Below are 14,617 nucleotides of genomic sequence, written 5' to 3'. Positions count from 1 at the left end.
TCTATAAATATATTAATCCTCTAGATCATCTATTTTAATTCCATTAAATAGATATGTATCTGGAGTTGTCTTTTTATTTTGGTCAGTTGTTGCACCTAATCCGAATATATTACTTGTTGGGAATGTTAATAGTTTAAATTGGATAGCCATACTCCATTCATAGTCTTTAGTTCTATATGAATAATCTCTTTCATAAGCCACTGCCCACTCATAGTATCCAAACTCTTTTCCTATCTCAACACCAAATCCATCAAAAGTACTTCTTCCATTATCACCTTGTCCTCCAAGTTGATCATAGAATTTAACATATGCTTTTGTTCTCCAACCTTCACTTGGTTTTCCAACTTTAGCATTTAAACTAAACTCATGCTCTCTTTCTGAATCTCTCCAATCTAATTTTTTCTCATCTGATACTCCATAGTTTGTATAATTAGATTTTTGATTATAAATATAACCTAATCCTATTCTATTGTACGAATAGAACAATCTTCCTTCTAACTCCTCCAATGACTTCAAGTAATCACCAGTCATTTCATATCTCTTATCATTTCTTTGCATCATTAAAGAAGCATGGAAACCTCTTTTATAATCTCCAAAATATGTTCTATCGTCAATTATTCTATTTAAATTAAATGTTCTAGCTCTAGAATTTTCTCTATCTTCAAGAACTTGTCTAATTCTGTCTATTTCAACTTGGGATAATTGATCTGGAGTTTTATTATACTCTGAAGATGCATATGAAACTAATTCTGCATCTGTAAATCTCTTATCTTTATAAGTATAAGCTAAATAAACTATATCTGAGTTATATCTACTTAACGTAGGATTCCATTCACCCGCATTTTTATAATCTTCATAGCTAGCTCTATATAAATGCTCTACATCTCCACCTACTAAATATGAAACTGAATAAGTTTTATTTTTAGTATTAATTACTTTTGCTCCCAACTCATCTCTTTCATCTTTACCTTGAATATACTCTAAATTTAATTTATTTTTTCCAAAATCATAAGTATAACCATAGACATCTTCTCTAATTTTTTCTTCAGCATTATTTACATTTTCTATTTCCCAGATACTAGAATCTATTCTACGATTTTTATAATAGAAATAGTTATTTGCATATCTGTAATTAGCACCATAATTCTCAAAAGTCAAATCATTATGATTTTCATCTTTTTTATTATAATCTGTAAATCTTTTATCTGAACCATATTCTAAACCAAAACTATTTTTATCATCAATTAAGAAATCTAAATTTTGATTTAATATTTCACCTTTTTTATTGTCATTACTTGCTCTTTTTATCTCTTTATAATCAACTTTATATACAGTTTCAGTATTTCCTAAATCAAATGTAACAGTATCTGTAACCTGTTGAATATTATCCTTTTGAGCCATTCTTACATCTTTAGTAATTTTTGAATCTGAGTTATAAGAATACTCTTGGAACATATAAGTTAATCTATTTAATAAAGATAAATCTGTTTTTCTCTCTTTGTTTTCACTATTATCAAATATAGTTACATTATGAGTAAATCCAGCTCTATATCTAGTTGAACTATCATCTGTTGATATCTCTTTGTCAGCTAAATTATCATACCCTTTATCATACTGATCAAATCTTACATTTCCATATACTTCTAGATTTCCAAGTCTTGATAGCGATAGTTTTTCATCAGATAAACCTACTTCATAGAAATTTGAGTTATTTACATATATTCTATATGCACTTCTATCCCAAGGATTATTTATATCACCATAGTGATAAATCCCTTCTCTATCCCATATCTCTTCTTTTGTATTACCTCCAGCTATTGTTAGCTTTAATGAATCATACATAAAGTCTACGTAAGCTCTATTCTCAGATGTTTTATTATAAATAATATTTTCATATCTATTATATTGTAAATCTCTATAATTATTAGTTTTTGTAGTTCCATCAAATAAAGCAGTTTTTCTAAATGGATCATTTTGTAAGTTTAGTTTATGCTCAAACTCAGTATAATCATACCCAACTTTATAGAATACATCTTTATATAGATGATATTCACCTAAAGAGGTCTTTAGATCCTTGCTATCATATATACTATATTGTTCTACAGTCCATGGAGTATAATCAAACTTTATTCCATAAAAGCCTTGATTATCTAATTTACTAAAATTTGGATCTCTTTCCCAAGAGTTTAACTCTCTGAATTTATTTCCTGTTTTATCATCATAAGATATATTAATCTTATTTACTTTATCATTAAAATTAAATCCAAAATTCTCAGCTCTTGACTGCAAGTCTTGTTTTGTAGATCCTGGATCCATATCATAAAGATAGTTATAATATGCTCCTACTGAATATCTATCATTTTCTTTCTTTATAGATACATCGCTTGTTAAATCATAGTCTGACGATGATCCATAGTCCATATCATCCAATTGATCTGCTACTATTACTCCATATACTTTTTTATCAGAAACAAGATTTACATCAGCTTTAATGCTAATATCTTTATCTTCTCCTAAATTTGTTAACTCTGTATTTAAAGTATAGAATCCTAAACTTCCACCACGATCTGGTATACCATCAACATATTTCCATGTATTGCCTGGTCTTCCTTGGTTTCCTGGACCATAAAAATACTTATCTATCGCATCATCTAAAGTTGGAATCATGTTATATGTTGCGTTCTTATAATTTAAATTAAAGAATCCATATTCACCAGAATAGTTATGATTGTAATTGAAATCCCATCTATTGAAGTTTCTTTCTACATCATTTCCATCGGCTTTTTTATCTATTAACCAATCATTAATATTTAATTGTCCTTTTCCATAGGTTCCAAAATCATACCAATTTTCCATTCTACCTATTAAAAGTCCTATTCTATCTCCAAATTTTGGTGCTATACCACCTTTAAATTTACTATCTTTATCTCCCCATAAAACCCCTGATGTTATAAACCATCCGTAGTCATCATCATTTCCCCAACTTGGGAATAAAGGAACTTCTGAACCTTGTCTTATATTAAATCTATACCAAGGTAATGAAAATGGGATTACATCTGTATCTCCTATGAAAAGATTTGTATTTCTAAAGGTTACTTGTTTATCTGGTTCAATTACTATTGTATCAGATTGTAAATGGTAACCAACTTCTTCTGGGTTTCTATTCTCAAGAATTTTAGGATCTGTTGTAAACCATGCATCTCTTAAATAAGTTTTCCCATTTAAGTACTCTGTTTTATTTCCACCAAAATAGATTCTATCATTTGGCTTTTCTGCACCAGTTACCTGACCAACTTCAAGATATCCAAAACTTTTACCAAAACTTCCAGTTTTCCCCTCTGTATCAAACTCTCCATTTAGTGAGTCCATTCTCAATTTTCCTGTAGGCTCATCTGCTTCTAGATAGAACTCTCCTGGAATATAAGCTCTATTTTTCTCTCTGTCAACTTTAACTTCAAAAGCTTTTAACTTTAAAGATCCATATCTTACATTTACTCCGTCTGTCGAAGTCATCGTATCTGAATTCAAGTCTATCTCAACTTCATTTTGTAAATCATCAATCTTTTCTGTTTGTGCTTTTAAACTGGTTATAGCAACAACCATTAAAGCTAAAATTAAATAGATTTTACTTTTCATTGGCCCTCCCATTTTCCCATTTTATGTTAATTTCAATTATACCATAAAACAAAAAAGGTTGCCAGTAGCAACCTTTTTATTTATTATTTTAATAAGAATTCAATTTTTCTAAAAGCTCTGATTTTTGTCTTAACCCAACTATTTGATCAACTTTAACTCCATCTTTGAATATAATCATTGTTGGAATACTTCTAATTCCGTAATCTCCTGCTAAGTCTCCACTTTCATCTACATTTACCTTACAGATTTTTGCTTCAGTTTCTCCTGAAAGCTCTTCTAAAATTGGCGCTAACATTTTGCAAGGCCCACACCAATCAGCCCAGAAATCAACTAATACTAATCCTTTTGATTCAATAACTTCACCTTTAAAATTTGAATTATTTAAACTTAAAACCTTTCCCATTTTTTCCTCCTTAATATGGAAAATATTCCTTTAAATATATTTGTACTTTAACATAGACAACTATTTTTGTCAATTTTAATTTACTACCTATTTATAGAACTTTTTTAATAGATTTCCTTTTTTTTCTTTATCTTTTAATCCTTTAATTATAACTATACCTTTTTCTATATCTCCAATTAATATTCCAGATGATAATTCATTATTTTTAAAGTTTAATTTTTTATAAATTAAATCATCATAATCTCTTTCACAAATCGAATCTTGAGTTTCTAAAACACCACCTGCTGAGAATATTTTTGTTCCCATTCCTTCAAAAGTAACTGGTTGTATTTTATCTTCATATTTTTCTTCAATTCCGATAGAATTAAGTCCTGCTACTTTTCCTTGATCTGAAGATATTTGCCATAATCCAATTACATTTCCCTTATACTCAGCCACATCTCCACAAGCATAAATATCTTTTACAGATGTTTCCATTTTTTCATTAACAATTATCCCTCTATTAATAGCAATACCTGCTTTTTCAGCTAACTCTTTATTAGGAATTATTCCTGAACTAATTATAACAATATCTGCTTCGATTACTTCTCCACTATCTAAATGAATTCCCTCTACTTTTTGAGTTCCATCAAATTTTTCTGCTTTAGAGTTTTTATAAAGTTTTATATCACTTTTATTAATACATGTTTCAAATATTTTTGACCCTTCTTCATCAAGTTGTCTTGGAAGCATTCTTTGCATCATCTCAACAACAGTAACTTCTAATCCTAATTTCTGAAGTCCACATGCTGATTCTAATCCTAAAACTCCTCCACCTATTACAACAGCTTTTTTCTTTCCAATGCAATAATTTTTAATTGCATCTACATCCTCTTTATTTCTAACAGTAAATATTCCTTCTAAATGAGAGTTACCAATGCTTGGAACCATTGCTCTTGCTCCTGTAGCTATAACAAGTTTATCATACGATATTTCTTGTCCATCTTCTGTTTTTATAATTTTATTTTTAGAATCTATATCCTCCACTATTTTTTTCAAAGAGATTTCAATTTTTTTATCTTTATACCACTCTTCTGGTTTTACTAAGAATTTTTCTCTTGAAATATTTTCTCCAATCATTTCAGACAATAATGTTCTATAATATGGATACTCTTTCTCTTTAGATAAAATAACTATCTTAGCTTTGTCATTTCTTTCTCTAATTACTTGAGCAGTAGATAAAGCTGCAATTCCTCCACCTATTATAACTATTTTTTCTTCAGCATCACTTTTTTCAATTTTTTTATCTAGCGGCGATGGTACAAAGAATTCTCTTCCAACTCCACATGCTGGGCAAACCTCTGGGGGATCAATTTGAACATAAGATTCTCCACAAACACTGCATGTCCATCTCATTAATTTTCTATCTGGATTTAAATTCTCCATAACTGTATCCACCACCTTTTCTGGGAGTGTTTTCAAACACATATGCTTTGCAAACTCTTTTCCAAATTCAAATGCTGTATCTAAATCTTTTCTAGATGCTCTAAAATTAACTTTCATCCCATCTATAACATGCATTCTAAGTTCTTTTAATCTAGAAATTATATTAGGAACAGCTTCTCCACTCCACCCATAACTTCCAAAAGCTGATACATATTTTCCACCATGAACGATTGGGTTTAACGATGTTAAAAGATTCCAAATAACCGGCAACGTATCTCCGTTTATAGTACAGCTTCCAAATAGTATCCCATCTGCCCATTGAAATTCTCTTAAAATCTCACCTTCTAATTTTCCAAAGTTATCTATATTTAAATCATAACTTTTTACTTCTATAGTAGAATTGTAATCTTTTATTCCTTTTTCAATTTCTTGAGCTAGCTCTCTTGTATATCCATAAGCTGTTGCATATGGGATTATAATACTTTTAAATTCATTTGGATTTTTTACTGTTGACCAATTTTTATATGTTTGTATCATCTTATCGATATCAATATCTAAAACAGGACCATGCCCTGGAAGTATTGCATCAATCTTTAAATCTTTAATTTTTTCAATTCCTTCTAACATATATTTTCTAAAAGGTGAAAATATACACATATAATAGTATCTTAAAGCAACCATATAATCTTTATGTCTTTCAACTGGAACTTTTGATAATAATATACCATCAAAACTAAAATGAGAACCAAATGAATCACATGTCACTAGATATTTATCCTCTTCTATATAAGTATACATTGAATCTGGCCAATGTAAAAATGGTGCTGATATAAATTTTAACGTTTTATTTCCTAAAGATATGGTGTCATCTTGTCCTACAATTATATGAGGAAAATCTTTATTTAGTATACCTCTTAAAAACTCAATTGTATTTTTTGATCCAACAACTTTAGCATTTGGTGCTAAATCTAATAATTTTCCAACAGATCCTGAATGGTCTGGTTCTGTATGGTTTAATACAATATAATCAATTTTACTGATGTCATCTAAACATGTTTTTAATCTTTCTAAAAACTCTTGGAATTTATTTTCTTTTACAGTTTCGAAAACTGCTATTTTTTTATCACCCTTAACTAAATAAGAGTTATACGTCGTCCCAAATTGAGTCTCCATAATCACATCAAACACTTTCAGATCTGGATTTAATGCTCCAATCCAATAGATTCCATCTTTCAATTTAAAAGAGTTCATAAGCCCACCTCGATATTTATTTACCTTCTTTTTCTCTTTCAGCTTGAGATTTTGTTACATAGTATGGCTCAAGAGTAAATAAATTATCCTCTTTATTTTCAGCTAATTCAGCTAATAAAGAAGCTCTAGATATATTTAAAGATTTTTTAATAAATATACATTTATCTCCTAGTTTTTCTCTTATTATATCTTCGTATGTAGATGCTCCATCTCCAACAAATACAGTTTCTTCATCCACAATATTTAATATATTCTCTAGTTCTTCAGCCATATATTCTCCATCTAACATAAAGGCATCATTCTTTTTCTTATATACTCCAGAGAATACTCTTTCCTTTCTTGCATCTAACATTGCTATAACTTTTTTATCACCATTATATGTATTCGCAAGTAAATCTAGTTCATTTATTCCAGCAATTGGCTTTTTTAAAGCGTATGCTAAGCCTTTAGCTAACCCTACTCCAATTCTTATTCCAGTAAATGAACCTGGCCCTGTACTTACAGCAATTTTATCAATCTCTTTTTTATCTATCCCAGTTAAATTAAATAATGTATCTATTGTTGTCATTGTTATTGCTGAGTGGTTTTGCTTTACATTCAAAGTTATTTCTCCAACAACGCCTTTTTTATTATCATAAATAGCTACTGTTCCTATATTTGTAGATGTATCAATTGCTAAAATCAACATATTTTAACATCTCCTCCTCTTTTTCTTTATCTCCTATATACTCTAAGCTAACGCTTCTGACCTCTTGCTCTTCTTTATCTAAAGCATATTCAAACTCTATCTTTATATATTTTTTAGGCAACTCACTTTCAATTATATTTGCCCACTCTATAAGAGCTACTCCATCATTATTTATGTAATCTTCATAACCAATTTCATAAATCTCTTCTGGACTTCCTAATCTATATACATCAAAATGATAAAGAGGTAATCTTCCATCCAAGTACTCTAAAACATAGTTAAATGTCGGACTTTTCAAATTGTCCATTATCCCAAAAGCTTTTGCAAAAGTTTTTGTAAACGTTGTTTTCCCTGTTCCTAAATCACCTATTAGAGCTACTACTGTATTTGGTGAAACATAATCTGCTAGTTTTTTAGCTAATATATTAATTTCATCAAATGTTAATATTTTTTTCATAATTCACCTACCCTTGTATCTTATTAACTATGTTCGTTGTAGACTTCCCCTCTACAAATCCTAAAATTCTAACTTCTCCACCATTTTTCTCTACAATTTTTGTCTCTGGAAGATCATCTTTTGTATAATCTCCTCCTTTTACATGAATTGAAGGTTTTAATTCATCTAATAACTCACAAGGAGTATCTTCTTCAAATATAACTGTATAATCTACAGCTTTTAAACCACAAAGCATTTCAGCTCTATCTACTTCACTATTAATTGGTCTACTTTCACCTTTTAATCTTTTTACAGACGCATCTGAATTTACTCCAACAACAAGTATATCCCCTTGTCTTTTAGCCTCATTTAAATATGTTAAATGTCCTACATGTAGAATGTCAAAACACCCATTTGTAAAAACTACTTTTTTATTTTGCATCTTTAACTCTTCTATTATTTGCGCTGCCATAGCTCTTTTTAAAATCATATATACTCTCCTATTATGCTACCTTTTTATGTTTTCTATTATACCATAATTTTTAAACTTATATACATCTCCTAGTTTTTTTTCTTATCTCATGCTAAACTATTTTAGAGGTGATTTTTTTGAGAATTTTAGGTATTGACCCAGGTACTGCAATCGTTGGATATTCAATTGTAGATTATAAAGAAAATAAAATTAATTTAATAAAATACGGATGTGTTTTCACAGATAAAAATCTTCCTATGGAAGATAGACTTTTACAAATTTTTAATGAACTTGAAGAGATTATAGATTTTTATGCTCCACAATTCATGGCTGTTGAGGAACTTTTCTTTTTTAAAAATAATAAAACAGTTATTAGCGTTGGACAAGCTAGAGGTGTTATAATCCTAGCTGGAAAAAAAAATAATTTGCAAATAGAGAGTTATACACCACTTCAAGTTAAAATGGGTATTACTGGTTATGGTAAAGCAGATAAAAAACAAGTACAACTTATGGTTCAAAAAATCTTAAAGCTAGAAGAGATTCCTAAACCTGATGATGCTGCTGATGCTATTGCTGTAGCTATTACACATATTAACTCTCTTACAAACTCTTTATATACTCCTAAAGTAGCCGCTCCTATAAAAATAGAAAAAGAGATTAAAAGTAATCGAATGACTGCTAAAGAGTTTAGAGAACTTCTATTAAAAAAATAAAACGCTAGAATCCTAGCGTTTTTTTATTTATTATTATATTTTTTTAATCCTAAATCTATTATTTTTATCGCTTTTTCCAATCTATCTAATTCTAAAGCATAAGATATTCTAATTTTATTTAATCCTAACTCTTCATTTTGATAGAAACCTTTTGCTGGTGCTAACATAACTGTTGAATTGTCATATGAAAACTCTCCTAATAACCACTTAGAAAAATCTGTTGCATCTTTTACAGGAAGTTCAACGATACAATAAAACGCTCCTTCTGGCTTATTTAATACTACTCCATCTATTTTATTTAATCCTTCATATAAGAAATCTCTTCTTTCCATATATTTTTTATTAACAGCTTCGTAGTAATCTTTACCCATACATCTATATAATGCTTCTGCTCCAACCATATCAAGAGTTGATATTGATAGTCTTGATTGACATAACTTTAAAATATAAGACATAAACTCTTTATTTTTATTTAATATTGTTCCAACTCTTGCACCACATGTTGAAAATCTTTTTGAAATAGAATCTATAAGTATTATTCTATCTAAATTATCTACGAAAGTTCCACAACTAACTGTATCCTTTCCATCATAAATAAATTCTCTGTAAACTTCATCACTTATTAAAAATAAATTTCTATCTTTTGATATTTCATTTAACATTAAAAGCTCGTCTTTCGAGTAAACTGATCCTGTAGGATTTCCCGGATTTGAAAACATTATAGCTTTTGTTTTTTCTGTAATTAAATTTTCAATTACACTTTTTTCTGGAAGTTTGAAGTTTTCCTCAAATTTTGTAGGAATTCCCACAACCTTAATTCCTAACATAGCAAAAAAACTGTTATAATTTGCATAATATGGTTCAGGAATTAAAACTTCTTCACCTGCATTAAAAAGTGTCATTAGTGTAAATAATAATGCTTCACTTCCACCTGCGGTTATTAATATCTCATCATTTTCATAATTTATTCCTAAATTATTATAGTATTTTTTTATTGAGTCTATTAACTCTTTTCTCCCTGATGAGTCCGAATAAGCTATTGTTCTCTCTCCAAAATTCTCTATTGCTTCAAAGAACTCCTTTGGAGTTTCTAAATCTGGTTGACCTATATTTAAATGTATTATATCTACACCAGCATCCTTAGCCTTTTTTGAATATGGTATTAACTCTCTCACTGGAGATGTTTTTAAATTTTGTATATTTTTTGAAAACATCTGTCCCTCCTAAAAAAACTTTTTTAATATTATATCAATCTATCGCATTTATGTGAAGTTTTTTTTAATTGAAGTGTTTTCTAAACTCTGATATAATTCAATCAATAACTATTCTTTATAAGGAGAGAATTTATAATGGCAATAAAATTTAAATCATTTTTCTTAACATTAGGAATTTTTTACATTTTAATAGGAGCTCTTGGAATTAGCAATATGGGATTTTTCAATCAAAATATAGAGTATATTTTAAGTACTGTTTTATTTTTAAATGGTATATATCATGTTTTCTATTCAATGACAAATCGAAAAAATCCATACTTTCATTGGGGGCTTGTTCTAGGTGAGGGAATAATCGAGCTTATATCTGTAGCTATCATTCTTTTAAACACTTTTACTAGTCAATTGTTTTTTACAAGTTATATTGGTGGACTTCTTTGCCTAAAGGGTTTAATCTTAATTTTAGGTAGAGACAATAAACTTACATCTTGGGAGAATACAAAAGCTAAAGTAAAAATCTTAGTTATTGTAAAAGGTCTTTTACATTTTTTATTTGGTTCTTTAATCATTGTATTACCTTTGCTAACTGATAAAGCTGTTTATATTGTTTTTGGATGGTATATCTTATTTTTAGGAATCCATTTTTTAACAGAGGAATATATTACCAATAAAAAAAGTGATGTTTAATTACATCACTTTTTTACTTTTTCCATATATAAACTTGGGATTTTTCATAGTTATTTAATCCCATAAACCAAAGTAATATTCCGTAAGATATTGTATAAAGTCCTATCTTTATCAAGAAATTTAAATAATTAATTTCTATTAAATAATAATTTAAAATATATCCAAATATCATTACTATTCCCATTGGTATTGACATTTTTATAATATTTTTCCAAAATTTAACTATATCTAATCCTACTGAAACTTTATAATATATATTCATAACTATTATTTGTCCTAAAATAAAAGAAATTCCCGTAGCTATTGCACATCCTATTGCTCCAACTTTTTTTACAAAAATAATACTAAGAAGTAAATTTAAAATAGCTATTATAAAATAAACTATTGATCTAAATTGATGCATATTTTTAGCCTGCATTATACTTACACCCGTACTTTGAATTAAGGGAACTGTTAATGGTATCATTATCCATAACGCTATGTTATATGCTTCAATATATTCTTTTCCAACCCACAAAGTTATAAAATCTTTTCCAAATAATATAAAACCTGAAGAAATTAATCCTAAAAGAATATATTGTAATCTTCCAATTTTTAAGAACATGTCATCTACTTCTTGGTGCTTTTCTTCTACTATTAACCTATTTATTCTTGGAAATAAAACACCTGAAACAGCTGATGCAAATCCCATATAAAGAGTATTAAATATTGCTCCAACAGAGTATATTGCAATTCCTTGAACTCCAACATACTTTCCTATTATAACTCTATCCGTTCCCCAATAAATTTGATCGATTAATACATTTAAAAAAATAAAAAATGAGTAAACAAATATCTCTTTTAAAATATCATTATTAAATTTAGAAAATTTTATTTTCATTCCTAATTTAAAAGCATAAATCATATCAAAGAAATAAGATAATATTGCAAAACATACGGTTGAAACAGTTACTGCTATTAAACCAAAACCATTTATCATTAAAATTGCTCCGACAATAGGATTTAGTATAATCGTTATAAGTTTTACTCCCCTTTGATATATAAACTTTTCTCTAGATGTTATATTAGTAGAAAAAATACCCATTGGAAAAGATATAATTACATTTAAGGCTAATATTATAAATACCGCTTTTGTTTTTTCAAGTTCTACCAAAGTAAATCTTTCTCCAAAAAATTTCCCAATATTTATATAAATGTATACTCCTATAATAAAAGCTATCGTCATTAAAATAGAAAAAATTACTAAAAACATTCCGTTTAAAGATTTTTCTTCCTCTATTTTTCCTTCAGCTCTGTATCTTGTTGTATATCTTAGCATTGTATTCCCTAATCCTAAGTTCAAAATAGATATATATCCCATTATTGATTGAACCAATGAGTTTATTCCGTAATCTCCTGGCCCTAAATACTTCATATATAAAGGCGTATATAAAATCTGAATAACCGAACTTGTAATTATTGTCATCATTGAAAGAGCCGTTCCTATTTTTAGTTCATTTCTAGCCATATCAACCTCTATTCGCTTAAAAAATCATCTAATTTTAAAAAATGCCTCTCCCCATCCTGAGCTGCTCTTATAAGTGTGTTTGGAGATAGTGCCTCATTCTCTTTAAATTTTTCAAAATTTAAACCTTGTAAATTTTCTAAAGAAGCATAATTTTGCTTAAACTCTAAATCTTCTAAAACATTTGTCATTTTTTTGCTATACGCTATTGGAAATACAGTTTTTTTAAGAACAAATCCTAATATCATTGCATGAAATCTTGTAGCTACAATACTATCAGCTTTATTTAATATTTCCAATGCTTCATTCATATCTCCTCTATAAAAATATTTAGAAATATATTTATGTTGCTCATTTGGTATCATATTTAGTAATTTTTTTATAGCTTCTTCGTCTTTTTCACCTTGACAAAAGGACATAAATTTAACTTTTTTTCCACTTTTTATAATATCTAAAGTTAATGTTTTCAATCTATTAAAATACTCTGACTCTATTCCAGAAAAACCTGGCCTTGCTGATGGTAAAATTATAGAAAATAAAACATAATCTTCTTTTGCTACAGTCTCTTGCTTTAGACTAAAGACTATATCTTTTCCAAATCTTACATTTTCTAAATCTTTAAAAAGCTCATATGAATACCTTTCTCTAAAACATACATCCTTACATTTTTTGAAAAAATCATGATACATACTTTTAAATGCTTCACTTTTATAAGGACCAAAATTTGCTCCTAAAATAAAATAGTTTTTTCCAAATTCCAAGTTTCTTTCTCTTATTTTAAAGTCCTCTTTTGAAAAATCATTTTCTATAAAAATTGATCCTCCTATATTAACAACACCATCTAACTCTTTTGCTTTTAAATCCTCTAATATATTATATACTCCAAATTTTCTTCCTAAACGAAATAATATCTTTTTTGCAAAAGTATTATTATATAAAATCTTTAAATTATTTGTTTCAATCCCTTTTAAATTTTCATATTCAGGAGTAGCAAAAAGATAAAACTCTGTATCTTTATATCTTTCACAAAGCATTTTTATAAAAAGATCATCTCCTAAATTTAGTTGTGCATACGCCTTTATTAATATTTTTTTCACTGTCCCTCACCCTATTTTTCTATTAGCATTTTTTTAAATCGCTTAAGCCACATCATTTTTAATCTAAAAATTCTATAATAGTAATATATTTTTATATCTATAGTTTCTATTTCTTTTAATCTATTTATTTCTTCTTTTATCTTTATATAAAACCTTTTCCAATTTTCAACTTTATTTTCACTCAATTTTTGAAGTACATCAAAGGGATACATTATACCATGATATTTAAAGCATTCCCTAATTTTATTTATATTTTCTTTATATACCCCATTTCTTTTATAAAAAGATATTAATTCTCTTATGACAATATAAATATCTGTTCTATTTTTATAATTATTTGAAACTGAATTTTGGTTCATAAAATAATTATAATATGGTTCATCTAAAGAAATAATATTTTTACTATAAAAAAAACTTATAAAATTAAAAAACATATCCTCACCAGTATAGATATTTAATAAAAATCTAATATTATTTTTTTCTAATAAATCTCTTTTATAAATTTTATTACATGGTGATGCAAACCACTCTGTAGTACAATCTATATACTCATTTTTATTATTTCTTTTAGGAATTTTAACTGTTGAAAGAAGATTTTTATTTTCATCTAATTTCTTAAATCCACATATTACAATATCTGCTTGATTTTTTTCAGCTTCTTCTATCATATTTATATACATATCTGAATCTACCCAATCATCAGAATCCAAAAAAGCTATATATTTTCCTTTAGCCATTGAAACTCCTAAATTTCTAGCAGCACTACACCCGCCATTTTGCACTTTTTTATATATTATATTTTTATTATTTTCAGATATCTTTAAACAAATATCTGATGTTTTATCTTTTGATCCGTCATCTATAACTATAATTTCAATATTTTTTAAATATTGATTTAAAACAGAGTTTACACATCGTTCAATATATTTTTCAACATTATAAGCTGGAATTATAACACTTAACACTTTTCCTCCTATTATTCTTAATTTTGTTTTAAATTATATAATGATAAATATAATAATTCAAATAAATTTATCTTGTATTTTTTTTCCAAAAATAGTAAAATTAAAATAGTTTCCTAGGAAACTATTTTA

12 protein-coding genes are annotated in these 14,617 nt (G+C 27.6%); 2 read left to right on the top strand and 10 right to left on the bottom strand.

Annotated elements, in window-relative coordinates:
* Positions 1-12: 12 nt before the first annotated feature.
* From HMPREF0202_RS00630 to rfaE2, 6 genes are all read right to left on the bottom strand, one after another.
* Positions 13-3,636: an LPS-assembly protein LptD gene (locus tag HMPREF0202_RS00630; protein WP_040405953.1), complete on the bottom strand. Its 3,624-nt coding sequence runs from the start codon at positions 3,634-3,636 to the stop codon at positions 13-15.
* An 88-nt stretch (positions 3,637-3,724) separates the two neighbouring features.
* Positions 3,725-4,039, bottom strand: a complete 315-nt coding sequence (gene trxA, locus HMPREF0202_RS00625) for a thioredoxin (RefSeq protein WP_023051537.1) — start codon at positions 4,037-4,039, stop codon at positions 3,725-3,727.
* Between the two features lie 87 nt (positions 4,040-4,126).
* On the bottom strand, positions 4,127-6,715 hold the full coding sequence (locus HMPREF0202_RS00620; protein ID WP_023051536.1) for an FAD-dependent oxidoreductase: 2,589 nt from the start codon (positions 6,713-6,715) through the stop codon (positions 4,127-4,129).
* A 16-nt stretch (positions 6,716-6,731) separates the two neighbouring features.
* Positions 6,732-7,403 carry a tRNA (adenosine(37)-N6)-threonylcarbamoyltransferase complex dimerization subunit type 1 TsaB gene (gene tsaB / locus HMPREF0202_RS00615; protein WP_023051535.1) on the bottom strand — a complete coding sequence of 224 codons (672 nt, stop codon included), beginning with the start codon at positions 7,401-7,403 and terminating at the stop codon, positions 6,732-6,734.
* Complete coding sequence (tsaE, locus tag HMPREF0202_RS00610; RefSeq protein WP_023051534.1) at positions 7,384-7,860, bottom strand: tRNA (adenosine(37)-N6)-threonylcarbamoyltransferase complex ATPase subunit type 1 TsaE; 477 nt, start codon at positions 7,858-7,860, stop codon at positions 7,384-7,386. The genes tsaB and tsaE overlap by 20 nt, the downstream gene beginning before the upstream one ends.
* A gap of 7 nt (positions 7,861-7,867) precedes the next feature.
* Positions 7,868-8,329 (bottom strand): D-glycero-beta-D-manno-heptose 1-phosphate adenylyltransferase, encoded by a 462-nt coding sequence (gene rfaE2 / locus HMPREF0202_RS00605; RefSeq protein ID WP_023051533.1) that lies wholly within the window; start codon positions 8,327-8,329, stop codon positions 7,868-7,870.
* A 119-nt stretch (positions 8,330-8,448) separates the two neighbouring features.
* On the opposite strand from rfaE2, the gene ruvC reads away from it, so the two are divergent.
* Positions 8,449-9,024, top strand: a complete 576-nt coding sequence (ruvC, locus tag HMPREF0202_RS00600) for a crossover junction endodeoxyribonuclease RuvC (protein ID WP_040405952.1) — start codon at positions 8,449-8,451, stop codon at positions 9,022-9,024.
* 23 nt (positions 9,025-9,047) lie between these two features.
* Here the strand turns inward: ruvC and HMPREF0202_RS00595 are convergent, their stop codons facing one another.
* Positions 9,048-10,238, bottom strand: a complete 1,191-nt coding sequence (locus HMPREF0202_RS00595) for a pyridoxal phosphate-dependent aminotransferase (RefSeq protein ID WP_023051531.1) — start codon at positions 10,236-10,238, stop codon at positions 9,048-9,050.
* Positions 10,239-10,373: 135 nt separating this feature from the next.
* Here HMPREF0202_RS00595 and HMPREF0202_RS00590 point away from each other — a divergent pair, with 135 nt between their 5' ends.
* Complete coding sequence (locus tag HMPREF0202_RS00590) at positions 10,374-10,922, top strand: DUF308 domain-containing protein (protein ID WP_023051530.1); 549 nt, start codon at positions 10,374-10,376, stop codon at positions 10,920-10,922.
* Between the two features lie 13 nt (positions 10,923-10,935).
* Here the strand turns inward: HMPREF0202_RS00590 and HMPREF0202_RS00585 are convergent, their stop codons facing one another.
* The 3 genes from HMPREF0202_RS00585 to HMPREF0202_RS00575 are packed head-to-tail and all read right to left on the bottom strand — an operon-like array spanning position 10,936 to position 14,488.
* Positions 10,936-12,429 (bottom strand): lipopolysaccharide biosynthesis protein, encoded by a 1,494-nt coding sequence (locus HMPREF0202_RS00585; RefSeq protein WP_023051529.1) that lies wholly within the window; start codon positions 12,427-12,429, stop codon positions 10,936-10,938.
* A gap of 8 nt (positions 12,430-12,437) precedes the next feature.
* Positions 12,438-13,523 carry a polysaccharide pyruvyl transferase family protein gene (locus tag HMPREF0202_RS00580; protein WP_023051528.1) on the bottom strand — a complete coding sequence of 362 codons (1,086 nt, stop codon included), beginning with the start codon at positions 13,521-13,523 and terminating at the stop codon, positions 12,438-12,440.
* A gap of 11 nt (positions 13,524-13,534) precedes the next feature.
* Positions 13,535-14,488, bottom strand: coding sequence for a glycosyltransferase family 2 protein (locus HMPREF0202_RS00575; protein ID WP_023051527.1), 954 nt, complete (start codon positions 14,486-14,488; stop codon positions 13,535-13,537).
* Positions 14,489-14,617: the final 129 nt, after the last annotated feature.

Source organism: Cetobacterium somerae ATCC BAA-474, assembly GCF_000479045.1.
GTDB lineage: Bacteria > Fusobacteriota > Fusobacteriia > Fusobacteriales > Fusobacteriaceae > Cetobacterium_A > Cetobacterium_A somerae.
The sequence above is the reverse complement of the archived record's forward strand: the minus strand, read 5'-3'. Positions and strand labels throughout refer to the sequence as shown.

What these genes read in the sequence shown, in the direction of transcription:
- HMPREF0202_RS00590 (WP_023051530.1), top strand. Translation starts at nt 10,374, where the DNA reads ATGGCAATAAAATTTAAATCATTTTTCTTAACATTAGGAATTTTTTAC.
- trxA (WP_023051537.1), bottom strand. Translation starts at nt 4,039, where the DNA reads ATGGGAAAGGTTTTAAGTTTAAATAATTCAAATTTTAAAGGTGAAGTT.
- HMPREF0202_RS00620 (WP_023051536.1), bottom strand. Translation starts at nt 6,715, where the DNA reads ATGAACTCTTTTAAATTGAAAGATGGAATCTATTGGATTGGAGCATTA.
- tsaB (WP_023051535.1), bottom strand. Translation starts at nt 7,403, where the DNA reads ATGTTGATTTTAGCAATTGATACATCTACAAATATAGGAACAGTAGCT.
- HMPREF0202_RS00630 (WP_040405953.1), bottom strand. Translation starts at nt 3,636, where the DNA reads ATGAAAAGTAAAATCTATTTAATTTTAGCTTTAATGGTTGTTGCTATA.
- rfaE2 (WP_023051533.1), bottom strand. Translation starts at nt 8,329, where the DNA reads ATGATTTTAAAAAGAGCTATGGCAGCGCAAATAATAGAAGAGTTAAAG.
- tsaE (WP_023051534.1), bottom strand. Translation starts at nt 7,860, where the DNA reads ATGAAAAAAATATTAACATTTGATGAAATTAATATATTAGCTAAAAAA.
- HMPREF0202_RS00585 (WP_023051529.1), bottom strand. Translation starts at nt 12,429, where the DNA reads ATGGCTAGAAATGAACTAAAAATAGGAACGGCTCTTTCAATGATGACA.
- HMPREF0202_RS00595 (WP_023051531.1), bottom strand. Translation starts at nt 10,238, where the DNA reads ATGTTTTCAAAAAATATACAAAATTTAAAAACATCTCCAGTGAGAGAG.